This window comes from Methyloversatilis thermotolerans, from assembly GCF_000372885.1.
GTDB classification, from domain to species: Bacteria; Pseudomonadota; Gammaproteobacteria; order Burkholderiales; family Rhodocyclaceae; genus Methyloversatilis; species Methyloversatilis thermotolerans.
Map to the genome: position 1 here is coordinate 869,117 of NZ_KB889967.1, position 21,070 is coordinate 890,186.

Sequence of the window (21,070 nt, forward strand, 5' to 3'; positions counted from 1 at the left end):
TCTCTGTGATGAAGAACGCGGCCGACTATGTCCCGAAACAACACGAAAACGCTTGCGGCCGAACATAGAATCTCCCACGAAACCCCGGCTCCGATGCCGCTTCGGGCGAGCTGTTGTGGGAGCGGCCTCTGGCCGCGATGCGGCGCATGCAGGCCGCGGGCTTTGTTCGAGGGTGGAATCGCGGGCAAGCCCGCTAGCCCTCAACCCTGGCCGCTCTCCCACTGATGTGGGAGAGGGGGCAGGCGGCCGTGGTCGATGTGACCTCGCCCGTGTCGTTCGTGGTCAGGGCGCGCTTTGCCGTAGGAGCGACCCAAGGTCGCGACGCGGCCTTGGCTGGCCGCTGGCTTTGTTCTGGGGTGGAGTCGCGAGCGGGGCTCGCTCCTACACGAAACCGGTGTCCTTCGTGGTCAGGGCGCGCTTTGCCGTAGGAGCGACCCTCAGGTCGCGACGCGGCCTTGGCTGGCCGCTGGCTTTGTTCTCGGGTGGAGTCGCGAGCGGGGCTTGCTCCTACATGAACCCGGCTCCTTTCGTGGGGGACGTGCTCTTGTGGAGCGACCCCAAGGTCGCGACGCGGTCTTGGCTGGCCGGTGGCTTTGTTCTGGGGTGGTGTCGCGAGCGGGGCTCGCTCCTGCGGAACCTCGGCTCCGTTCGTGGTTTGGGTGCGCTGTTGTAGGAGCGACCCCAGGTCGCGACGCGGCGCATGCAGGCCGCGGGCTTCGTTCGGGGGTGGTGTCGCGAGCGGGGCTCGCTCCTACAGAACCCCGGCTCGGTCGCGGTCAGGGCGAGCTGTTGTGGGAGCGGCCTCTGGCCGCGATGCGGCGTGGGCGGGCCGTGGGCTTCGTTCGGGGGTGGGATCGCGAGCTGCGCTCGCTCCTGCGACACCCCGGCTCCGCTCCAGGTGCGATGCGCGTTGTCCTTTTGACGCCATCGCCGGCTGCGGCGACACTCGCGTCTTCCGTCGATTTCGGCCGCTGCGGCCGGTCCCCGATGAGCGCTGCCGCTTCGCCCTACACCGCATTGCCCTGGTTGGTTGCCACCGCGTTCTTCATGCAGACGCTGGATGCCACCATATTGAATACCGCGCTGCCGGCGATGGCGCGCGACCTCGACCACAGCCCGCTGCAGATGCACGCGGTGGTGGTGGCCTACATGCTCACCGTGGCGCTGCTGATTCCGCTGTCCGGGTGGCTGGCCGACCGCTTCGGCAGCCGCCGCGTGTTCATGAGCGCGATCGCGCTGTTCAGCGCCGGTTCGCTGCTGTGCGCGCTGGCGCCGAGCCTGGGCGCACTGGTACTGGCACGGGTGATCCAGGGGGCGGGCGGGGCGCTCATGCTGCCGGTCGGGCGGCTGGCCATCCTGCGTGCCTTTCCGCGCGACCGGCTGCTCGGTGTGCTGGCCTTCGTCACGATACCCGGCTTGCTCGGGCCGCTGATCGGGCCGGCACTGGGTGGCTGGCTGGTCGATGTCGCGAGCTGGCACTGGGTGTTCCTGATCAATCTGCCGGTCGGCGCACTGGGCCTGCTGGCCAGCCTGCGCTGGATGCCGGACCTGCGGGGCGGGTTGGCGCGTTTCGATGTGGCGGGTTTCGTGCTGTTCGGCGCCGGCATGGTGCTGGTGTCGCTGGCACTGCAGGGCGTGGGCGAACGCGCGCTGAGCACCGCGGCTTCGCTGCTGCTCGTGGTGTCGGGCCTGGCCTGTCTGACCGGCTACTGGCTGCATGCGGCACGTACGCCCGGCGCGCTGTTCTCGCTCGCGCTGTTCCGCATCCCGACTTTTTCCGTCGGCATTCTGGGCAATCTGTTCGCGCGCATCGGCAGCGGCGCCATGCCTTATCTGATGCCGCTCTACCTGCAGATCGGGCTGGACTATTCGCCGACGCGCGCCGGGCTCTTCCTGGTGCCGGCGGCGCTCGGCGCGATGAGCGCCAAGGCGCTGGCCGAACGGCTGATCCGTCATTTCGGCTATCGCCGGCTGCTGGTAGGCAACACGCTGGCGCAAGGGCTGCTCATCGCGACCTTCGCGCTGCACGACGCCACCACTGCCGACGGGGTACTGCTGGCGCATCTGACCCTTTATGGCATCGTGGCGTCTCTGCAGTTCACGGCCATGAACACGCTGGCGCTGATCGATCTCGGCGACGACACGGCGGCGGCCGGCAACAGTCTGCTGTCGGTGGTGATGCAGCTTTCGATGAGCCTGGGTGTCGCGGCTGCCGCCATGTTGCTCGCCGCCTTCGGTGGCACCGGTGAAGGCGCGGCGCACGCGGTGATCGACGTGTTCCGCTCCACATTTGCCTGCGTTGGCCTGCTGTCCATGCTGTCGTCCATCGTGTTCATGCAGCTCGGGCGCGACGAGGGCGCGCGCGGCAGCCGCATCACCCTGTCCGGCGACGAGTAGGCGGCCGCGATAGAATGGCGGACTTTACGTTTCCGCACGACACGCGCGCATCGCACATGCATTACGTCTCCACCCGCGGCCAGGCGCCGCAGAAGCGTTTCACCGACATCCTGCTGGGCGGCCTGATGGAAGATGGCGGCCTCGCCATGCCGGCGCAGTATCCGGCCTTCTCGCGTGCCGATCTCGATGCCATGCGCGGCATGGATTACCGCCAGCTCGCTTTCGCCGTCCTGTCGCGCTTCGCAGACGACATTCCGGCCGATGACCTGAAAGCGCTGATCGACCGCACCTATACGCCCGAGGTGTACTGCAACACCGTCTCCGGTTCCGACGCGCGCGACATCACGCCGCTGTACACGTTGGAACCCGGCCTGCACCTGCTCGAACTGTCCAATGGCCCGACGCTGGCCTTCAAGGACATGGCGATGCAGTTGCTGGGCAATCTGTTCGAGTACGCGCTCGCCCGCAGCGGCGACTCGCTGAACATTTTCGGCGCCACCTCGGGCGACACCGGTTCGAGCGCGGAATACGCCATGCGCGGCAAGCGCGGCATCCGCGTGTTCATGCTGAGCCCGCACGGCAAGATGAGCCGTTTCCAGACCGCGCAGATGTTCAGCCTGCAGGACCCGAACATTTTCAATATCGCGGTGCGCGGCGTGTTCGACGACTGCCAGGACATGGTGAAGGCGGTGTCCAACGACCTGGAATTCAAGGCGAAGTACCGCATCGGCACCGTCAATTCGATCAACTGGGCGCGCGTGTCGGCCCAGGTCGTGTACTACTTCAAGGGCTATTTCTCGGCCACGAAGAGCAACGACGAGCAGGTGAGCTTCACCGTGCCCTCCGGCAATTTCGGCAATGTGTGCGCCGGCCACATCGCGCGCATGATGGGTCTGCCGATCCGCCACCTGGTGGTCGCCACCAACGAGAACGACGTGCTGGACGAGTTCTTCCGCAGCGGCGTGTACCGCCCGCGCGGCACGGCGGAAACGCTGCACACCACCAGCCCGTCCATGGATATTTCCAAGGCCAGCAATTTCGAGCGCTTCATCTATGACCTGACCGGCCGCGACACCGCGCAGGTGCGCGCCATGTGGGGCGAGGTGGATCGCGGCCGTCCGTTCGATCTGTCGGCCTCGCCGCTGTTCGGCCGGGTGGCGAGCGATTACGGCTTCCAGTCCGGTTCCAGCAATCACGCCCATCGCGTGAGCACGATGCGCCTTGCCAATGAGCGCTGGGGCAGGGCGATCGACACGCACACCGCCGACGGCCTGAAGGTGGCGCTGGAGCGGCGCGAAGCGGATGTGCCGATGATCGTGCTGGAAACGGCGCTGCCGGCCAAGTTCTCGGAAACCGTGGTGGAGGCGCTGGGCCGCGAGCCGGTGCGTCCGGCCGGCATGGAGAACCTGGAATCCCTGCCCCAGCGCTTCGAAGTGATGGATGCGGACGTCGTCGCGATGAAGGCCTTCATCGCGGCCAACGCCGGTTAGGCGGCCATGCGCCGGAACCCGTCCGGCAGTCAGTTGTTCTAAAGTTCGCGTGACGCGGGCCGATAACCGACCATCCGTCACGTGGACTGCGAGACCATCATGGGTGAACCGGTGAACGCATCGCTCGAAGCACTGCAACGTCTGTCCGCCGAGCTCGAATCGGGCGATATCGTCTTCCCGACCAGCATCGAAGTATCGTTGCGCATCCGCCAGGCGCTCGAGGACCCGGGCATCAACATCAACGAAGTGGCGCGTCTGGTCGGCGCCGAGCCCGTGCTCAGCGCCAAGACGCTCAAGCTCGCCAATTCGGTGGCCTACAACCGCAGCGGCAACGAGGTGAGCGACGTGCGCACCGCGGTCGGCCGTGTCGGCATCGATCCGGTGCGCATGCTCACCATGTCGCTCATCGTGCGCCAGATGGTGGATGCGCGCGCCGACGAACGGCTGCGCGTCATGACGTATGACCTGTGGCAGCACACCATCCATGTTTCGGCGCTCAGCTTCGTCATCGCGCGCCGGCTGTCGCGTCTGAATCCGGACGCGGCGATGTTCGCCGGCGTCGTGCACGAGATCGGCCAGTTCTATCTGCTGGCGCGCGCCTCGGCCTTTCCTGCGCTGCTGCAGCGCGAGGAGGAACTGGGGGGACTGATGTTCAGCTTCAGCCGCAGCGTCGGCCGTGCCGTGCTGGAGGCGCTGAAGGCGCCGGCGCAGATCATCGAGGCAGTGGACGACGAAACCATGTCCGGTCCGGTGGTGCCGCCACGTTCGCTGGCCGACGTGCTGTTCCTGGCGGAAAGTCTCGCCGCCTTCCCCAATCCCTTCTGCTGCGAACCTCCGGAAAACGAGGAGGTCATTGCCGATGCCGTGAAAGCCGATCTCGACAACGAGACGCTGCAGGCGGTGATCGCCGAATCGCAGGAAGAGATCGATTCCATCATCGCCACGCTCCACGTCTGACCTGCGGCACGCCGCCGCGTGTTGCGACGTGTAACGAGCGCTCAAGTCTGCCGGCGACAGTCCGTTAAATTGAGTGAAGTCCGATAAGGGAATGCACCGCGTTCCCGGGCTGAACCAGGGCAAACCCGTCGAGAGGCGGCGACGCAAAGCTTCCGGTCTTCGGTGCCTGCCGCGCCAAGACAGCGGGGCTGCAGCGAAGCAGGGCGCAGCGCCGCCCGCTCGGAAGGTGCCTGCCCGGGCTCAGGCCTGATCGGTCGGACTGCCGGACCGAAGAAAGACCATGATGAGCGCCGTTCCCACACCACCGTCGACTGCATTGCCGCCCGAACGCGGACGCGTGCTCAACGACTGCCGCGATTTCACGCTGCGTCGTCTGCGCGAATCCCTGCACGGCATGCTCACCAAGATCGAGGAAGATCTGGTGTCGCGCGCCGAGGCGGAACTGGATCGCGACCAGCGCAACCTCTACATGTTTACCTGCGGCAAGGCGCGCGAACAGTGGGCCGTCATCGAACGCGCCTTCATCGACCACCTGTCGCGCTATTTCGACGCGCGCGTGCGCGGCGAACCGCTGAAACAATCCACCGAGGCGCCCACCTCGCTGGACGAACTGAGCCTGGTGGACGAGGACGACCTGACGCAGGACATCGCGCTCAGCGAAATCACCCGCAAGCTCAAGGAACACTGCGAAGAAGAGCTGTATGGCGTCGAGCAGCGTCTGGGTACGCTGCTCGGCAAGGACGAAACCAGCGACGCGGACAACCCGATAGGCACCGAGGCAGTCGCCCAGGCGCTGCGCGCGGCCTGCGAAGAGGTCGACCCGGGCGTGCAGATGCGGCTGGTGCTGCTGCAGTCGCTGGAATCGCAGATTTCGAACGAGCTGTCGCGGCTTTATCAGGAGCTGAACCAGCGCCTGGTGCGGCAGAACATCCTGCCCGGCCTGCGTCGCGGCTTCCGCCGCACCGGCCCGGTTGGCGCACGACCGCGCGCACCTGCTGCGGCAGCCCAGGAAAGCGGCTTCCAGCCGCAGCAGGATTTCGGCACCGTGTCGTCGGTACAGGGTTTCGGCACCACGTCGTTCAATGGTTTCGGCGATCCATTCGGCGCGGGCGGCGGTCACGGCGGCGAGGCGAGCGAAGGCGACATCTACGCCATGCTGGCCCAGCTCGTGCAGAGCCAGATGTCGGCGCAGGGCATGCCGCTGCCGGCAGCCGCGCCCGCCGGCGGCGCGGTCACGCCGGCCTCGCCCTTCGTGTTCGAGGCGCTGAGCGCGCTGCAGGCCGAGGCCGACCTGCGCATGCTGCCCACCTCTTCGCTGGTGGGCGCCGGGCCGGTGAACCTGCTGCGCGACTTCCGCAGTTCGGATCTGGGGCGACACCTCGGCCAGTTCGACGCCATCACGGTCGACATCGTGGCCATGCTGTTCGACCTCATTTTCAACGACGCAAACATCGCTGACCCGATCAAGGCGCTGGTCGGCCGATTGCAGATTCCGCTGGTCAAGGTGGCCATGCTGGATCGCAGTTTCTTTTCCAGCCGCGCCCATCCGGCGCGCCATCTGCTGGACCTCATTTCCGACGCCATGCTGCGCTGGGGGCGCGACGTCGGCCACGACGATCCGCTCTACCTGAAGCTGGCGGAAATCGTCGACCGCATCCTGCGCGATTTCGAGCGCGACATCAGTCTGTTCGAGGCCTGCAACAACGACCTCGAAGCTTTCATCCGCGACATCGAGGCGGAAGAGGCCAAGCGCGCCGAAGCGGCCGCCCAGCTTGCCGCCGAGCGGGAGCAGGACAGGCTGCGGCGCGAGGACGCGCGTCGGCGCGCCGACGACGACATCGACGACCGCCTGCGCACACCGCTGCCCACCGTGGTGCAGTCGCTGCTCGATGGCGCCTGGCGCACGCTGCTGCGCATGCTGGCCGAGCGCGGCGACGAAGCCGATGTCGATTACCGTCAGGCGCTGGTTACCGCCGACGAACTGATCTGGAGCGTGCAGCCCAAGGCCGATCCGGACGAGCGGCGCGGCCTGGTGCAGGCGCTGCCCGGTCTGTTGCGCAGGCTCAACCAGGGTTTCGATACCGCGCAGATCCATCCGTCGGACAAGCTGCTGCTGCTCAACGGCCTGTTCGACCTGCACGCGCAGTGGATCAAGCCGGGCGTGCCGTCGGCGCCACCGCCGGTGACGCAATGGGTGCCCGGTGCGGCATCCGCCAACGACGCGCTGCCGGCACCCGAGGTGGTGACCGAGCACATCGAGCACGACGGGCTGGAGTACGAGGACATTTCGCTCAACCTGCCGGCCCAGGTGGATTTCGATGCGGAAACCCGCATCATGGAACTGAAGCGCGGCGACTGGCTGGAATTCCGCCAGGCCGACGGCAGCTTCGTGCGCATGCGGCTGAACTGGGTGAGCCCGCAGCGCGGCATCTATCTGTTCACCAATCCTGCCTCGCCGCGCGCCACATCCATTGCACCGGACGCGCTGGCGCTGCAACTGTCGCGCGGCGACGCGCGCGTCGTCGACGCCGCACCGATGTTCGAGCGCGCCGTGTCGCAGGCGCTGAACCAGCAGCGCGCCACCGCCTGACCCTGTCACGGCATCCCCGCGACGGCCGCCGCCCGGCGGCCGTGTAGTTCACGCACTACAAAACAATCACGGCTGTCGCGATACAGCCGGCGCGCGCCCATCCCTACAGTACGTTCCATGAACGCACGGGGAGATTTCACGGTGGGCTCGCAGCGCAAGCGCGGATTCCGGCTTGGCATCTATGTCTTCAAGGACGCCGAGATCGTCGACTTCACCGCACCGCATGGCGTGTTTTCGGTGGCGCGCCGCTTCGATCCCGAACTCGAGGTGTTCCTCGTGTCGGATGCCATGCGTCCGGTGCAGGCGCAGGCCGGCTTCACGCTGCTGCCCAACTACAGCTTCGCCGACCGGCCGGCCATGGATGCTTTCCTCATCCCCGGTGGTGCCGGCACCCGTCAGGAAATGTGGAATGTGAGGCTGCATGAATTCATCGGCACGCTGCCTGCGCACTGCCTGCTCACCAGCGTGTGCACCGGTTCCTGGGTGTACGGTCACATGGGCCTGCTCGATGGCATACCCGCCACCAACCGCAAGGAAGGCGACCGCATCGAATCGTCCCATCTGGGCAAGCTGCCGATAGACCGGCTCGCCGAAATCGCGCCCGCCTGCCGCATATCGAATGCGCGCGTGGTCGATGCCGGCCGCATCGTCACCGCCGGTGGCATCGCCTCCGGCATGGAACTCGGTTTTCACCTGCTGCGTCGCGCCGGTTACGACGACGCTTTCATCCGCGATGTCGCGCGCTGCATGGAATACGGCGCCGCCTACGAGCTGTACGCGCACGACATCGAATACGCACCCAACCCCGTTCCCTGCTTCGCTCACTGAACTACAGCACAAGGAGAGCCCGCCATGAGCACCTTCCGCAACCCCTTCGACCCGAACGTGAAACTGAGTGGCTGCTCCTGCGGCCGCCACCACAGCCAGGCGGAACACGATCACGCCGAATCGCTGTCGGAAGAGGCCATGCTGGACCGCGCGGTCGAAGGCGCCGTCATGCGCGCGCTGTTCCCGCACGACGAAACCCGCCGCAACTTCATCCGCGCGGTCGGCGCCAGCACCGCGATGGCGGCCATTTCCACCTTCCTGCCGCTGGGCACGGTGAAGGATGCCTTCGCCTCGCCCGGCCCGCTGGAAAAGACCAAGCTCAAGGTGGGCTTCATCCCCATCACCTGCGCCACGCCCATCATCATGGCGCACCCGCTGGGCTATTACTCGAAGCAGGGGCTGGACGTGGAAGTGGTGAAGACCGCCGGCTGGGCGGTCATCCGCGACAAGTCGCTGGCCAAGGAATACGACGCCGCCCACATGCTGTCGCCGATGCCGCTGGCGATTTCGGTCGGCGCCGGCTCGAACCCGATTCCCTGGACCATGCCTGCCGTGGAAAACATCAACGGCCAGGCCATCACGCTGTCGGTGAAGCACAAGGACAAGCGCGATCCCAAGGGCTGGAAGGGCTTCAAGTTCGCCGTGCCCTTCGACTATTCGATGCACAACTACCTGCTGCGCTACTACCTGGCGGAGCACGGCATCGACCCGGATGCCGATGTGCAGATCCGCTCGGTGCCGCCCCCGGAAATGGTGGCCAATCTGCGCGCCGGCAATATCGACGGCTTCCTCGCGCCGGATCCGGTGAACCAGCGCGCGGTGTACGACGGCGTGGGCTTCATCCACACCCTCACCCGCGACATCTGGGAAGGGCATCCGTGCTGCGCCTTCGCCGCGAGCAAGGAGTTCGTCACCACCATGCCGAACACCTACAAGGCGCTTCTGCGCGCCGTCATCAGCGCCACGGCCACCGCGAGCAACCCGGCCAACCGCAAGCAGATCGCCGAGGCGATCGCGCCCGCCAACTATCTGAACCAGCCGGTCACCGTGGTCGAACAGGTGCTTACCGGCACCTATGCCGACGGCCTGGGCGGCATCCAGAAGGTGCCGGGCCGCATCGGCTTCGAACCCTTCCCGTGGGAATCCTTCGCCGTGTGGATCCTGACCCAGATGAAGCGCTGGGGCCAGATCAAGGGCGATATCGATTACCAGAAGATCGCCAAGGAAGTGTTCCTCGCCACCGACGCGGCCCAGCTCATGAAGGAAGTGGGGCTGCCGGTGCCGTCAAGCACGACCAAGAAGTTCTCGGTCATGAAGAAGGAATTCGACCCCGCCAAGCCCGAGGAATACATCAACAGCTTCAAGATCAAGAAGGTGGCGGCATGAAGAAGGCATGGCTGGCGCCGCTGCTGTCGGCGCTGTTCTTCGCGCTGTTCGTCGGCGTGTGGTATCTGGCGACCAGTGCGCCGTCGGGCGGCGGCGCAGCCCCGGACATGGACCCGGAGTACGCGGCCTTGATGGGCGCCCAGGCTCAGGCCGGTGGCCAGTCCGCCATGCCTGGCCCGGGCGAGGTCGCCGCCAAGATATGGGAACACCTGAGCGATCCGTTCTACGACCGCGGCACCAATGACAAGGGGCTGGGCATACAGATCAGCTATTCCATCGCGCGCGTGCTTGGCGGCTATCTGCTGGCCGCGCTGGTGGCGATTCCGCTGGGCTTCGTGATCGGCATGTCGCCGCTGGTGTACAAGGCGCTCGACCCCTTCATCCAGATCCTGAAGCCGATCTCTCCGCTGGCCTGGATGCCGCTCGCGCTCTACACCATCAAGGACTCGGGCATTTCCGCCATCTTCGTCATCTTCATCTGCTCGCTGTGGCCCATGCTGGTGAATACCGCCTTCGGCGTCGCATCGGTACGCCGAGAGTGGCTGAACGTGGCCCGCACCCTCGAAGTGAGCCCGATGCGCAAGGCCTTCCTGGTCATATTGCCGGCGGCGGCGCCGACGATACTTACCGGCATGCGCATTTCCATCGGCATCGCCTGGCTGGTCATCGTTGCCGCCGAAATGCTGGTGGGCGGCACCGGCATCGGCTACTTCGTCTGGAACGAGTGGAACAACCTGTCCATCACCAACATCATCACGGCCATCCTGCTGATCGGTCTGGTGGGCATGTTGCTGGACCACATCCTGGCGTGGATCGCGCGTGCGATCTCGTGGCGCGAATGAGCGGGGAGGGAACGAGCATGAACGCATCACTCGCACCGGTCGTGACGCTGCGCACGCAGGCGTCCGGCGATCTCGACGACGCCCCGTCACTTGCATCCGCGTCATCCGCAGCAAAAAAAGGCCTCACCACAATGACCACCCAACCCTTCCTGAAGGTCGAGGGCCTGAAGCGGCAGTTTCCGCAACCAGGCAAGCCCGATCCCGCACCGGTGTTCGAAGAGCTGCATTTCGGCATCGAGCGCGGCCAGTTCGTGTGCGTGCTCGGTCACTCGGGCTGCGGCAAGACCACCATCCTGAACATCCTGGCCGGACTGGACGAAGCGACCGACGGCCACGTCATCATGGATGGCCGCGAAGTGCGCGGCCCCTCGCTCGACCGCGGCGTGGTGTTCCAGGGGCACGCACTCATGCCCTGGCTCAGCGCGCTGAAGAACGTCGAATTCGCCGTGCGCAGCCGTCACCCCGACTGGTCGGCCAAACAGGTGCGCGAACACGCGGTGAAATACCTCGAACTGGTGCATCTCGGCCACGCGCTGGACAAGAAGCCGGCAGAACTGTCCGGCGGCATGAAGCAGCGCGTCGGCATCGCCCGCGCCTTCTCGATCGAACCGAAAATGCTGCTGCTGGACGAGCCGTTTGGCGCGCTCGACGCGCTCACCCGCGGCAGCATCCAGGACGAGTTGATCGGCATCGTCGAAGCCACGCAGCAGACCGTGTTCATGATCACCCACGACGTGGATGAGGCCATCCTGCTGGCCGACCGCATCGTGCTCATGACCAACGGCCCGCGCGCCAAGATCGCCGAAATCGTCGTCAATCCGCTGGCCCGGCCGCGCGTGCGCGAAACCCTGCACCAGCAGCCCGCCTTCTACACGCTGCGCAATCACCTGGTGGATTTCCTGGTGAAGCGCTCGCGCGAATTCCAACCCGGTCCCGACTGGGACCCCAAGCATCCGCCCCTTGTCCATCCCGGCCAAGCGAGCCAATCCGCCTGAACCCGTCAAAGGAGAGACTGACATGAAGCGCGAAGACGTGACCGACCTCATCATCGAACGCAAGGTTGCCAAGGGCCTGAAGTGGGCCGACATCGCCAAGGCCGTCGGCCTGAGCAAGGAATGGGTCACCGCCGGCCTGCTCGGCCAGATGACCTTCGATGCCGCCCAGGCAAAAACGATAGGCGAAATGCTGGACCTGCCGGAAGAAGCCGTCACCCAGCTCCAGGTCGTGCCCTACAAGGGCTCGCTGCCCACCGCCGTGCCCACCGACCCGCTGATCTACCGCTTCTACGAACTGATCAATGTGTACGGCACCACCTTCAAGGCACTCATCCACGAAGAATTCGGCGACGGCATCATGAGCGCGATCGACTTCAAGATGGATCTGGCCCGGGAAGCCAATCCCGCTGGCGACCGCGTGAGCATCACGATGAGCGGGAAGTTCCTGCCGTACAAGACGTACTGACTTGACCCAGATGATCGGCGCCGTTGCGTCGATTGTCGTCAGGCCGCGGGCACGGGGAACGGGCTCGCGGCCATTTTTTCGCACATTGGGGGCTCTGCGTCCGCCCATATCGAGGCCATATGTGGGGCGAGGGGGAACCGCCTGCGCGCGGCACACAAAGAATAAAAACAGGCGAAACAAAAATAGTTAAAACTAGAAGCTCATTACACTTGTAAGCCGTTACAAAAAACCGACCGCCACACAATTTAATCGGGCCTACTGGGCGCTTTCAAAAACTTCTTGACTAACGGCTCATGCCGCCCGCACGTTCCCCATACGTACCTAGATGCCTTGGACACTGTATCGCGATTAATTGCCATTACGAGCTCCCTCTTCGACATCGCATCGATTCGTTTCATGCGCTTGGGGTCAGACGTAGCAAAGAATATTCTATTGGGCGAAAGTGGTAAGTAAAGTATTCGACATGCGCTCAGCTTGTCATCAGCACAGAGCGGTTGGTCGCCAATAAGCAAATCTATCTCCACAGAGGAAACATCGCGAACAAACCAGTGTTTATTGTTCACGGCATCCACGAAAATTGGGGTCTCCAAAACTCGGGGCAAGGCTTTAATTAGCATATCCCCTTTCTCCGTATCGCTAAGCTCCCTTGCCAAGCGCCTTAGCTCAGAATCGAGACCTGCCCCACCAATCCCGGCGATCTCCTCCGCGGTCATACGCTCATACTGACTGATACGACGGGCACTTGCAGACCGTCCGAACGCGATAATTTCCGGTGCGCGCACCATCAACGAAACAATAAATCGAGTCCATTGAGACGCCTCCGCGCTTGAGCACTCTCGAATTCCAGGCTGTAGCAACCGACGATGAATAATTGCCGCAGGGTCATCGATCAGGCGACCAAAATAATCTCGTTCTATATACGGATCAGGTTGAGGTTTGCTAAGAAGCGAGTAGGTGTGGCTCGCGTGTCCGACGTACTTCGCCCGCTTCCGCTCCATCACCAGATTGCCGTTCAACCAACGATACTGAGTGAGCCTATCATCTGGCGCGCTGTGCCATTGCTTTAAAAGAAAAACCGGAATGTAATGCTGGCGACCGTAAGATGCCATAAAAGCGGTTACTAAGTTATTAACCAAGCTGAACCGCCCCGGGTTTCGCGGAGGCCCGTTGGGTTAAGTCAGGCTGGCACGAGGTCGGCCCGACGGGTGAGTTGCCGATAGTAGTTCGCCTCTGCCTCGGCAGGCGGAATGTAGCCGATGGAACTGAGCAGGCGATGGTGGTTGAACCAGGACACCCATTCGAGGGTGGCCAGTTCCACCGCCTCCCGTGTCTTCCACGGCGCACGGCGATGGATCAGCTCAGTCTTGTACAACCCGTTGATGGTCTCGGCCAGCGCGTTGTCGTAGCTGTCGCCCTTGCTGCCCACCGAAGGCTCGATGCCTGCTTCTGCCAGTCGTTCGCTGTAGCGGATCGACACGTATTGCGAGCCGCGGTCCGAGTGATGAATCAGGCTGCTGTCGCGCTCGGGCTGACGCGCGTACAGCGCCTGTTCCAGCGCATCGAGCACGAAGTCGGTACTCATCGAAGTGCTTACGCGCCAGCCCACGATGCGTCGGGCAAACACATCCACCACGAAAGCCACATACAACCAGCCCTGCCAGGTTGAGACGTAGGTGAAATCCGAGACCCACAGCTGGTTCGGCCGCTCGGCACTGAACTGCCGATTGACCTTGTCCAGCGGGCACGCCACTTTGGGGTCTGCGACCGTGGTACGCACCTTCCTGCCACGTACGACACCTCGCAGGCCGAGCCTGCGCATCAGACGTTCGACCGTGCAGCGCGCAACCTCTACGTCCTCGCGGTTCATCTGCTTCCAGACCTTGTCCGCGCCATAGACCTGCAGATTCGCATCCCACACCTGTTTGATCGCAGGCTGCAACGCAGCATCCCGTTTCGCTCTGGCACTGAGCAGAGAAGCATCTCTGCAGCGCGCCGCATGGCGCCGATAGGCCGACGGGGCGATCTGCAGAACCTTGCACATCGGCTCGACCCCGTGGCGGTCGCGGTGCTCATCGACCAGCCCGTACATCACTTCAAACGGCGGTCGAGCTCCGCCTGGGCGAAAAACGCGCTGGCAAGTTTCAGGATCTCGTTGGCGCGGCGAAGCTCCTTGACCTCGCGTTCCAGATCCTTGATGCGCTGCGCATCCGCCGTCGTCACGCCCGGACGCGCGCCCGCGTCGACTTCCGCCTGCTTGACCCAATCCAGCAGCGTCTGCGGCACGCAACCAATCTTCGGTGCGATCGATTCGACCGCCGCCCACAACGACGGGTACTCCCCGCGGTGCTCATGCACCAGCCGGACAGCACGCTCGCGAACCTCAGGTGAGAACTTCGATGATTTCTTCATGGCTCCATCTTCTCAAGACTTGGAGCCTCCGCAAAATCCGGGGCGGTTCACTCCCCGCCCTTCGACTACGTCAGGGAGTAGCGTAGAGCAAACCGTCGCGTTAAGCACTTAACTTAACATAATGGTGAGAAACCCCGACCTCTGCTCGGGGTCGAGGTTTGAGGCAGACTCCCGCCCCGAATTCTCTTCCTACTTTTCCCGAATTCCCATGCGTCACCAAGAGAACCCCGTGCTGTCGATGTTCAGCTCCATGCAACTAGCAATAAAGGACAAACCACGTTTTCGCCCCCGGTCACCCAAAACACTCCTTTGTCACGTCTCGCATTCCAACCTATGATCCGCCCGTCCCACGGATCCTAGAAACAATAGGGGACGTAGCAACATTTCCCCTGTTTTCTCCACCCTCTTCCACCTCTGCCCGGTTCAGCTCATCGCCGAACTCAGCCCGAGATGTGTGACAAATGAGTCGAAGTCGCGGTTGCTGTAGCGCAGCGCGTAATCAGATTCGATGCAGGGGGTGGCGATCATCGCGTCGAGGTCACTTTCCCACTGAAGCCTGCCCCTGACGCGACGGATTTCTCCTGCTGGAAAGGAATGCCGCGCACGCCTCATCGCGACCCCATGAGCGTTTCCGCCACGCGCTATTCCGGCCGGGCGATGATGCCGCGCAACCACGGCTCCAGATGGGCGATGTCAAAGGTGCCGGCGTCGAACATGTCCATCATCCGGGCAAATACGGCGTCCGGTGACTGATTCAGACGGCAGCCATTGATGCGCAGGAACACGTCGGTCGCGGCGAAGGCGACACGCTTGTTGCCGTCGATGAAGGGGTGGTTGATGGCGAGGCTTTCGAACAGCGCCGCAGCTTCGGCCACGACGTCTTCGTAGTAGCCGGACTGCGGTCGGAACAGCGCGGATTCGAGTGCTCCGGCATCACGCAGGCCCGGGCTGCCGCCATATCGCTGAATCAGCACGGCATGCAGCGCGAGCACGTCGGCAAGGGTCAGGTAATCCCGTGCCCTCACTGGGCGCTCACTTGGCACTCACTTGGCAAGCTCGCGGTACAGGCTGTCGAATTCGCCGAGGCTGTCCGCGAACGCTTCCATGACATGCCTGCGCGGCCGGCCCTGTGCCTTGCGCTCGATATAGTCGCGCAGGGCTTCGTCCAGCACCACCTGGAACTGCCGGCCTTCGGATTCGGCAATCCGCCTCAGCGCGGCGAGCACTTCGGGCGAGGCCTGAGATGAGAACTTTTCGCGAGTCTGGGCGGACATGTCGCCTCCGTCAGGATTCATCTTGATGCGTCATGATAGATCACGATGCTGCGACCAGGCACGCGTAACAACAGGGGACGCAGCAACATTCCCAAAGCACCATTCGCCTGTTTTTCGGGCAACACACGATCCGCGCCCTCTCCGACGTTGACCGCTGCCGAACCAAGGTATCTGTTGCGCCATATGCCAGCCACACTCCAGGATCAACCATCACCGAACGCCACGCCTCATTGTTCCGCAACGGCCGCAATCAGGCGGTACGCATCCCGCGAGAGTTCGAACTTGAAGGTGCCGAGGTACTGATCCGGAAGGAAGGCGACAGCCTCATCCTCACGCCCATCCGCAAGAACCGCCTGCTGGACCTTCTGGCTTCCTGGGCGCCGCTGGACGAAGGTCTGCCCGAGGTGGAAGACCTGCCGCCCCAGGAACGGGCCGAGTTCCGATGGCGCAAACGCTCTGGATGCTGGATGCGAATGCACTGCCTGAACTGATCCGCGACCCGCGTGGCCCGGTGATGCAGCACCTGTCCGATGTGGCCCCGGACGTGGTGTGCACCCGCATCGTAGTGGCCTGCGAGTTGCGCTTCGGCGCACAACGAAAAGGCTCTGCAGTACTGACCGAGCGTGTCAATGCGCTGCTGGAGGCAATGGTGGTGCGGCCCCTCGACGAGCCGGCGGACGCGCACTATGCCGACATACGCGCCACGCTTGAGCGCGCTGGCACCCCCGCCGGCACCCCGATCAGCAGCCATGACATGCTGATCGCGGCACATGCCAGATCACGTGCGCTGACACTGGTGACGCATAACCTGCGCGAGTTTCAGCGCATGCCCAGGCTGAAGGTGGAAGACTGGCTTGCGCCATCGCCCGTGACATGAGCATCGATGTCCTGTACGCCGCCGCCCTTGCCGCGGATCGATCGGCCGGGAAAACGTTGGTCGGCATGTCCTCTTGAGCAGTCAGTGACCAGCCCTGCATGACTGGCGGGCCGCGCCGACTAATCAGCAGTCATCATCCTCACGCTGATGCCTGGCCGCGAGAGTGGTCACGGTTTCTTCGTTCTCGATCTCGTACAGCGCCACATGGCCACTCGCACCGAACGGATGACGATCTCGCGGACGAATGGATTTTCGTGTGTTGCCTTGCGAAAAGCTGAAAGACATGAATTCCAGACTCCTGAATGCGTTCCGGATGGCGTCCAGCGCGCGCTCGGCGAGCGCACGGTCGAGGCACAGGACGCGTCGGGTGTTTCGCGCATACAGCTCGATCTGGACGCGCTGGTTTTTTTCATGCTCAAGGTGAGCAGCGTCGACGGCATACAGATCGACAATGTCGACGTCCGTCCTGCCATCCCCGAGCCCGCGAACTGGGCCACGCTGCTGGCCGGTGCCGGCGTGATCGGCGCTGTGCTGAGACGGCGCGGCGAACGGACCCGGCAACAATGAACGGCGATCCGCCTGCTGCAGGCGCGCACCTGCCGGCCTGACGCTGCCGACCTTACGCCGTGAGCGGACGCAGGGCGCACCCGGCGTATTCCGTCCGCGTTCTCCCGCCTGCGTTCTGCGCGCGCGCAGGGGCTGCCGTACGGCCGTCGTGAGCGGGCGCGAGAAGGGCGCATTCACGGCGCGAGCGTGGCGCATGCCGGACTATTTCACGGCAGGCATGACGGAAGTACTTTCGGCCGATTGACCCCTCAAGACGGCGCTTTACATACTTTGCATGCAGTGCTGTCACGGCTCTGCACAGCGCGCCGACAGAAGCCGAAATCCGCGTCCAGGCGCGTGCGGAGCCCGCAGCCCGGTCAGGGCAGGGGGCTTCGCGCCATTCGCCTGTTCATGCATCCATCCAAGAGGGCCGTTCATGACAAGCTTGTTCTCCTTTTCCTTCGGGCGGCGGGTTTCCGCACGCCTGCCTGCCGTGCTCGCCCTGATGTGCGCGGGCATGTCGTCGCCGCTGCTGGCGGCGAGCGACCCGACCATGGGCACCTGGACCACCACGCTTCAGGGCCGCGACCTCGACGGCAACGCCGCGAACGGCTTCGAGGCGTATTACGACACGGTGCTCGACATCACCTGGCTGGCCGATGCCAATGCGGCGGTTACCTTGGGTGACTCGGTGAGCGGCCTGTTCGGCTGGCAGGGCGCGCGGGACTGGGTGGAGGCGCTGGACGTATATGGCATCGACGACTGGCGCCTGCCGACGACGCGACCGGTCAATGGCAGCAGTTTCGTGTTCACCACCCGGTACGACGGCGGTTCGGACATCGGCTGGAACATCACCAGCACGCAGAGCGAACTGGCCCATCTGTACAACGTCACCCTCGGCAATCTCGGAGCCTACACCGCTGCGGGTGTGGCGCGTGCGCCCGTCTTTCAGGACGGTCCGTTCCGCAACATCCAGCCCAATTACTACTGGTCCTCTGAAGGCGTGACCGATGCGTCCGGTGCCTGGGTGGTGTCCTTCCAGGGCGGCGATCAGTACTTCGTGGCCAAGGGCAATGCCTTCCCGGTGTGGGCGGTGCGCGACGGTGACGTGACCGTGGTGCCCGAACCGGCCGCCTGGGGCCTCATGCTGACCGGGCTCGCACTGGTCGCCGCGCGCGCCCGCCGCTCCGCGCGAGGCGGATGACGGGCGACTGAGCTGGCCCATCGGCCTGTATCGGCGCAAGACGCGAAGCGGCGGGCCGCCCGCCACCGCGTTGCGCTCAGTGAGGCGCGTTGGCCAGCAGTTCTTCCTTCCGCTGTTTCATCTGTTCGGCCAGTTCGGACAGGTCGAGATCCGTGTCCTTCACCTTGGGAAACATTTCGTTCTGTTCCTCCTTCACGTGGTGCTTCACGTATTCGGACAGCACCTTCACCCTGGCATCGAACATTTCGCCGTCAGGCTCGGTATCACGCAACTGCCCGATCAGGTCTTTCAGGGTGGCGTGTTCCACCGTCGCTTCGGGCACCAGTTCCTTGTCCTTGAGCGCAGCTTTTACCGCCGGATAGAAAATTTCCTCCTCGATGCTCGCGTGCACCTCGAGCTCGGTACAGATGTCCCGCACGATGGATTTCTTCTGGGCGCTCGTGCGCGCGCTCTCGTACTTCTCGAACAGTTCGTCGACATGCTTGTGATCGGCGCGCAACAGCGTCAGCGCCTCCTGCGATCTGCGGGTGTGCGATTCCGATGAGTGAGCGGTCATGGCGTGAGCCTCCTGTGCAGGGATGGAGTGTTGCGAAGGGCCGCGGAGGCGGTCCGCGCATCCGGCAGCAAGGCGGGTGCCCGGGCCGGGCGGGTCGGACAGGGGCCGGAAGCCGTGCGACGGCGAACGACGCGTTCGCGCACACAGGAAGGGGGACGGGCCGGCGTGAAGACGGGCTCGTCCCGCTCGCGGGTGTCAGCCCGCAACCGTGTCGCTGCTGCGACGCAGCGCCGCTTCCTCCTGTGCTATCCACAGCTTCAGCTTTTCGACGTGCTCGGCTTCCTCACGCACGAATTCCCGGGCGACCGTGCGGATGGTCGCGTCGCGCGTGGTGTGGGCGATCGCGTAGTAGAACTCGTAGCCGCGGCGTTCGCCCTGCAGCGCGGCCTTGAGCGCTCCCAGCCGGGTCAGGGCGGGGTCGGCCGCCCATAAGGCTGTCTGTTCCGGCGTCGCATGGTCGGGCCAGGCGGAACTGGCGGGCAGGTGCTCGACGACTTCGTATCGGGTGCACTTCGCCCTCGCTTCCTGAAGGTGCAGGCGCGAGTAGCCCCCGAGTTGCGAAAACAGGGCCGCGACATCTTCATTGCCGCAGGACTTCATCTTTTCCGCCAGGTTCTCGAAGTGCAGCGCGGCGTCCTCCTCGACCTTGACTGCATAGCTCAGGAACTGGTCCAGCGTGCGGATGCCGACACCGCCCTTGTAGATCGCGGCGGCGATGGACAGGGCTGGGCCCTTTACCGGCTTCGTCACATCGCCTTCGAACACAACGGCGATGTCCTCGTTGCGGACGAAACACTGACAGGCCAGGCGGTGGCGCGGCGGCATGTCGTTGACTTCGGCGTCCATGATTTCCTGCTTGGTGATCTTGCCGAGCTGTCGCAGGATTTCCTTCTCCTTTTCGGTCAGGGCGATGCCATAGCGCACGCCGGGGTGGTAATGCACGACCTCGACAAGACAGGACCCGCACTCGCCGTCCTGACAGTCGAAGGGAATCGGAATGTGGTGCTCCTTGGCGAGAGCGAGCAGCGTGCCGCGTTCGCCAGCCACCGCATAGACGGTGACGTCGCGCGGCATCAGCGGGGATGAAAAGGTGACATTTGCCATGATGGGCTCCTTGTTGCGTCCGGATCGGACCTTCCTCGTTCGCAATATGTGTGCCGCATCGGTGGTATGACGTTGAGGTTCATGATGGATCGGAGAGCCTTCCATTCCTGGTGATCTGGAACAATGAATGTCGTTTTCATTGGGTGAGCGGCGGTTTCGTCTGGTCATTTGTTGATCGGGCACAAGGTGTCCAGACGCGTCCCGTGAACGAGGCCGGACGGGTGCCGGGGGCATACCGGCAGAATGCCTACATGGGTGTCGGCAACGCGGCATTTGCGACAGGGCGTCGCCAGGCAGCGGTGGCGGAAGAGCGGAGCGGCCGCGCGACGCAGCGCCACGCAAGCGATCAGCGACAGCCGCCGCGAGAACAAGGGTGGAAGGACCGATGGCCCCGCGCGGACGACCGCACGCGCCGGCCGCAGCCGCCACAAGGTATGCTGATCCCGCCTTCGTTCCCCTCATTCCTCATGAACAACCACCGTCTTTACCAGTATTTCTTTCGCGGCCTGATCACCTTCCTGCCGCTGGCGCTGACCGTGTACGTGCTCGTGCTGTTCGTGACGTGGACGGAAAGCCTGGCCATGATGCTCATTCGGCCCATCGTCGGTGACTTCTATCTGCCGGGGCTGGGCATCGCGCTCGGTGCCGTGCTCATCCTTGCGCTGGGTGCGCTGGTGTCGCAGCCGGCCACCGGCCGGCTGCTGTCGCTGGTGGAGCTGCCGTTCACCAATCTGCCGGTGGTGAAGAGCATCTATTCGTCTCTGAAGAATTTTGCCGACTACTTCGCGCCGCACACCGACACGCCGGCGCAGCAGGTGGTGCTGCTGCGCATGCCGGGCAACGAAATGGGCATCGTCGGCCTGGTGACGCGTCAGTCCATGGATGGACTGCCCGACGGGCTGGCCGAGCTGTCCGACCAGATCGCCGTGTATCTGCCCATGGGTTACATGATAGGCGGCTATACGGTGTTCGTTCCGCGCGCCTGGGTGACGCCGGTGCACATGTCGGTCGAAGAGGCGATGCGCATGGCACTCATCGCCTACATGGCGTCGAACCGCAACGATCCGGATGCGGGCAAGGCCGCGCCGGCGCCGTTCCCGCCGACGGACCGAAGGACGCCGGGCGGGTGAGGGCAGGGTGGCGCCCCGC

20 protein-coding genes, 1 riboswitch and 1 other annotated feature are annotated in these 21,070 nt (G+C 64.2%); of the genes, 13 read left to right on the plus strand and 7 right to left on the minus strand.

Annotated elements, in window-relative coordinates; genetic code table 11:
• Positions 1–987: 987 nt before the first annotated feature.
• The 9 genes from mdtD (at position 988) to cynS (ending at position 11,951) form a co-directional block, all read left to right on the plus strand.
• Complete coding sequence (mdtD, locus tag A3Q7_RS0103435) at positions 988–2,397, plus strand: multidrug transporter subunit MdtD (protein ID WP_018410453.1); 1,410 nt, start codon at positions 988–990, stop codon at positions 2,395–2,397.
• Positions 2,398–2,453: 56 nt separating this feature from the next.
• Positions 2,454–3,887, plus strand: coding sequence for a threonine synthase (thrC, locus tag A3Q7_RS0103440; RefSeq protein WP_026224441.1), 1,434 nt, complete (start codon positions 2,454–2,456; stop codon positions 3,885–3,887).
• A gap of 99 nt (positions 3,888–3,986) precedes the next feature.
• Positions 3,987–4,844, plus strand: a complete 858-nt coding sequence (locus A3Q7_RS0103445; protein WP_026224442.1) for an HDOD domain-containing protein — start codon at positions 3,987–3,989, stop codon at positions 4,842–4,844.
• Between the two features lie 108 nt (positions 4,845–4,952).
• A riboswitch (cyclic di-GMP riboswitch) is annotated at positions 4,953–5,040 on the plus strand.
• 84 nt (positions 5,041–5,124) lie between these two features.
• A complete protein-coding gene (locus tag A3Q7_RS0103450; RefSeq protein WP_232417805.1) occupies positions 5,125–7,434 on the plus strand; it encodes a DUF1631 family protein in 2,310 nt (769 codons plus the stop codon).
• A gap of 117 nt (positions 7,435–7,551) precedes the next feature.
• Positions 7,552–8,262 (plus strand): DJ-1/PfpI family protein, encoded by a 711-nt coding sequence (locus A3Q7_RS0103455; protein ID WP_018410457.1) that lies wholly within the window; start codon positions 7,552–7,554, stop codon positions 8,260–8,262.
• Between the two features lie 24 nt (positions 8,263–8,286).
• On the plus strand, positions 8,287–9,648 hold the full coding sequence (locus A3Q7_RS0103460) for a CmpA/NrtA family ABC transporter substrate-binding protein (protein ID WP_018410458.1): 1,362 nt from the start codon (positions 8,287–8,289) through the stop codon (positions 9,646–9,648).
• Positions 9,645–10,490 (plus strand): nitrate ABC transporter permease, encoded by an 846-nt coding sequence (gene ntrB, locus A3Q7_RS0103465; protein WP_018410459.1) that lies wholly within the window; start codon positions 9,645–9,647, stop codon positions 10,488–10,490. Before A3Q7_RS0103460 ends, ntrB begins: the two co-directional genes overlap by 4 nt.
• A 131-nt stretch (positions 10,491–10,621) precedes the next feature.
• Complete coding sequence (locus tag A3Q7_RS0103470; RefSeq protein ID WP_018410460.1) at positions 10,622–11,485, plus strand: ABC transporter ATP-binding protein; 864 nt, start codon at positions 10,622–10,624, stop codon at positions 11,483–11,485.
• A gap of 22 nt (positions 11,486–11,507) precedes the next feature.
• Positions 11,508–11,951: a cyanase gene (cynS, locus tag A3Q7_RS0103475; RefSeq protein ID WP_018410461.1), complete on the plus strand. Its 444-nt coding sequence runs from the start codon at positions 11,508–11,510 to the stop codon at positions 11,949–11,951.
• A 245-nt stretch (positions 11,952–12,196) separates the two neighbouring features.
• On the opposite strand, the gene A3Q7_RS20410 is transcribed toward cynS, so the two are convergent.
• The 4 genes from A3Q7_RS20410 to A3Q7_RS0103500 form a co-directional block, all read right to left on the minus strand.
• Positions 12,197–13,060: a DUF4238 domain-containing protein gene (locus A3Q7_RS20410; protein ID WP_077231300.1), complete on the minus strand. Its 864-nt coding sequence runs from the start codon at positions 13,058–13,060 to the stop codon at positions 12,197–12,199.
• A gap of 68 nt (positions 13,061–13,128) precedes the next feature.
• A protein-coding gene (locus A3Q7_RS0103480; RefSeq protein WP_088178478.1) for an IS3 family transposase occupies positions 13,129–14,360 on the minus strand; the annotation gives its coding sequence in 2 pieces (ribosomal slippage) (positions 13,129–14,072 and positions 14,072–14,360; 1,233 coding nt in all).
• Positions 13,966–14,082, minus strand: a sequence feature (AL1L pseudoknot). Its footprint overlaps the gene before it by 117 nt.
• Positions 14,361–15,001: 641 nt before the next feature.
• On the minus strand, positions 15,002–15,385 hold the full coding sequence (locus A3Q7_RS0103495; protein ID WP_018410465.1) for a type II toxin-antitoxin system death-on-curing family toxin: 384 nt from the start codon (positions 15,383–15,385) through the stop codon (positions 15,002–15,004).
• A gap of 18 nt (positions 15,386–15,403) precedes the next feature.
• Positions 15,404–15,634, minus strand: a complete 231-nt coding sequence (locus tag A3Q7_RS0103500) for a hypothetical protein (protein WP_026224445.1) — start codon at positions 15,632–15,634, stop codon at positions 15,404–15,406.
• Between the two features lie 230 nt (positions 15,635–15,864).
• Between A3Q7_RS0103500 and A3Q7_RS19330 the strand changes: the two genes are divergently transcribed.
• Positions 15,865–16,125, plus strand: coding sequence for an antitoxin (locus A3Q7_RS19330; RefSeq protein ID WP_018410467.1), 261 nt, complete (start codon positions 15,865–15,867; stop codon positions 16,123–16,125).
• Entirely contained in the window at positions 16,077–16,511 is a 435-nt protein-coding gene (locus A3Q7_RS0103510) for a type II toxin-antitoxin system VapC family toxin (RefSeq protein ID WP_026224446.1), read from the plus strand. Before A3Q7_RS19330 ends, A3Q7_RS0103510 begins: the two co-directional genes overlap by 49 nt.
• Positions 16,512–16,634: 123 nt before the next feature.
• On the opposite strand, the gene A3Q7_RS21380 is transcribed toward A3Q7_RS0103510, so the two are convergent.
• Positions 16,635–17,255, minus strand: coding sequence for a type II toxin-antitoxin system RelE/ParE family toxin (locus A3Q7_RS21380; protein ID WP_198289155.1), 621 nt, complete (start codon positions 17,253–17,255; stop codon positions 16,635–16,637).
• A gap of 238 nt (positions 17,256–17,493) precedes the next feature.
• On the opposite strand from A3Q7_RS21380, the gene A3Q7_RS0103520 reads away from it, so the two are divergent.
• On the plus strand, positions 17,494–18,261 hold the full coding sequence (locus tag A3Q7_RS0103520) for an Lcl C-terminal domain-containing protein (protein ID WP_018410470.1): 768 nt from the start codon (positions 17,494–17,496) through the stop codon (positions 18,259–18,261).
• 76 nt (positions 18,262–18,337) lie between these two features.
• On the opposite strand, the gene A3Q7_RS0103525 is transcribed toward A3Q7_RS0103520, so the two are convergent.
• Together A3Q7_RS0103525 and A3Q7_RS0103530 are read right to left on the minus strand one after the other, a co-directional pair.
• Positions 18,338–18,817: a hemerythrin domain-containing protein gene (locus A3Q7_RS0103525; protein ID WP_018410471.1), complete on the minus strand. Its 480-nt coding sequence runs from the start codon at positions 18,815–18,817 to the stop codon at positions 18,338–18,340.
• Between the two features lie 195 nt (positions 18,818–19,012).
• Positions 19,013–19,921, minus strand: a complete 909-nt coding sequence (locus A3Q7_RS0103530; RefSeq protein WP_026224449.1) for a 2Fe-2S iron-sulfur cluster-binding protein — start codon at positions 19,919–19,921, stop codon at positions 19,013–19,015.
• A 467-nt stretch (positions 19,922–20,388) separates the two neighbouring features.
• On the opposite strand from A3Q7_RS0103530, the gene A3Q7_RS0103535 reads away from it, so the two are divergent.
• Complete coding sequence (locus A3Q7_RS0103535; RefSeq protein WP_018410473.1) at positions 20,389–21,051, plus strand: DUF502 domain-containing protein; 663 nt, start codon at positions 20,389–20,391, stop codon at positions 21,049–21,051.
• Positions 21,052–21,070 lie beyond the last annotated feature (19 nt).

Bases quoted from the DNA above. Each gene is read 5' to 3' on its own strand.
- mdtD (WP_018410453.1), top strand. From the start codon at position 988: ATGAGCGCTGCCGCTTCGCCCTACACCGCATTGCCCTGGTTGGTTGCC.
- thrC (WP_026224441.1), top strand. From the start codon at position 2,454: ATGCATTACGTCTCCACCCGCGGCCAGGCGCCGCAGAAGCGTTTCACC.
- A3Q7_RS0103445 (WP_026224442.1), top strand. From the start codon at position 3,987: ATGGGTGAACCGGTGAACGCATCGCTCGAAGCACTGCAACGTCTGTCC.
- A3Q7_RS0103450 (WP_232417805.1), top strand. From the start codon at position 5,125: ATGATGAGCGCCGTTCCCACACCACCGTCGACTGCATTGCCGCCCGAA.
- A3Q7_RS0103455 (WP_018410457.1), top strand. From the start codon at position 7,552: ATGAACGCACGGGGAGATTTCACGGTGGGCTCGCAGCGCAAGCGCGGA.
- A3Q7_RS0103460 (WP_018410458.1), top strand. From the start codon at position 8,287: ATGAGCACCTTCCGCAACCCCTTCGACCCGAACGTGAAACTGAGTGGC.
- ntrB (WP_018410459.1), top strand. From the start codon at position 9,645: ATGAAGAAGGCATGGCTGGCGCCGCTGCTGTCGGCGCTGTTCTTCGCG.
- A3Q7_RS0103470 (WP_018410460.1), top strand. From the start codon at position 10,622: ATGACCACCCAACCCTTCCTGAAGGTCGAGGGCCTGAAGCGGCAGTTT.
- cynS (WP_018410461.1), top strand. From the start codon at position 11,508: ATGAAGCGCGAAGACGTGACCGACCTCATCATCGAACGCAAGGTTGCC.
- A3Q7_RS20410 (WP_077231300.1), bottom strand. From the start codon at position 13,060: ATGGCATCTTACGGTCGCCAGCATTACATTCCGGTTTTTCTTTTAAAG.
- A3Q7_RS0103500 (WP_026224445.1), bottom strand. From the start codon at position 15,634: ATGTCCGCCCAGACTCGCGAAAAGTTCTCATCTCAGGCCTCGCCCGAA.
- A3Q7_RS0103510 (WP_026224446.1), top strand. From the start codon at position 16,077: ATGGCGCAAACGCTCTGGATGCTGGATGCGAATGCACTGCCTGAACTG.
- A3Q7_RS0103520 (WP_018410470.1), top strand. From the start codon at position 17,494: ATGACAAGCTTGTTCTCCTTTTCCTTCGGGCGGCGGGTTTCCGCACGC.
- A3Q7_RS0103525 (WP_018410471.1), bottom strand. From the start codon at position 18,817: ATGACCGCTCACTCATCGGAATCGCACACCCGCAGATCGCAGGAGGCG.
- A3Q7_RS0103530 (WP_026224449.1), bottom strand. From the start codon at position 19,921: ATGGCAAATGTCACCTTTTCATCCCCGCTGATGCCGCGCGACGTCACC.
- A3Q7_RS0103535 (WP_018410473.1), top strand. From the start codon at position 20,389: ATGAACAACCACCGTCTTTACCAGTATTTCTTTCGCGGCCTGATCACC.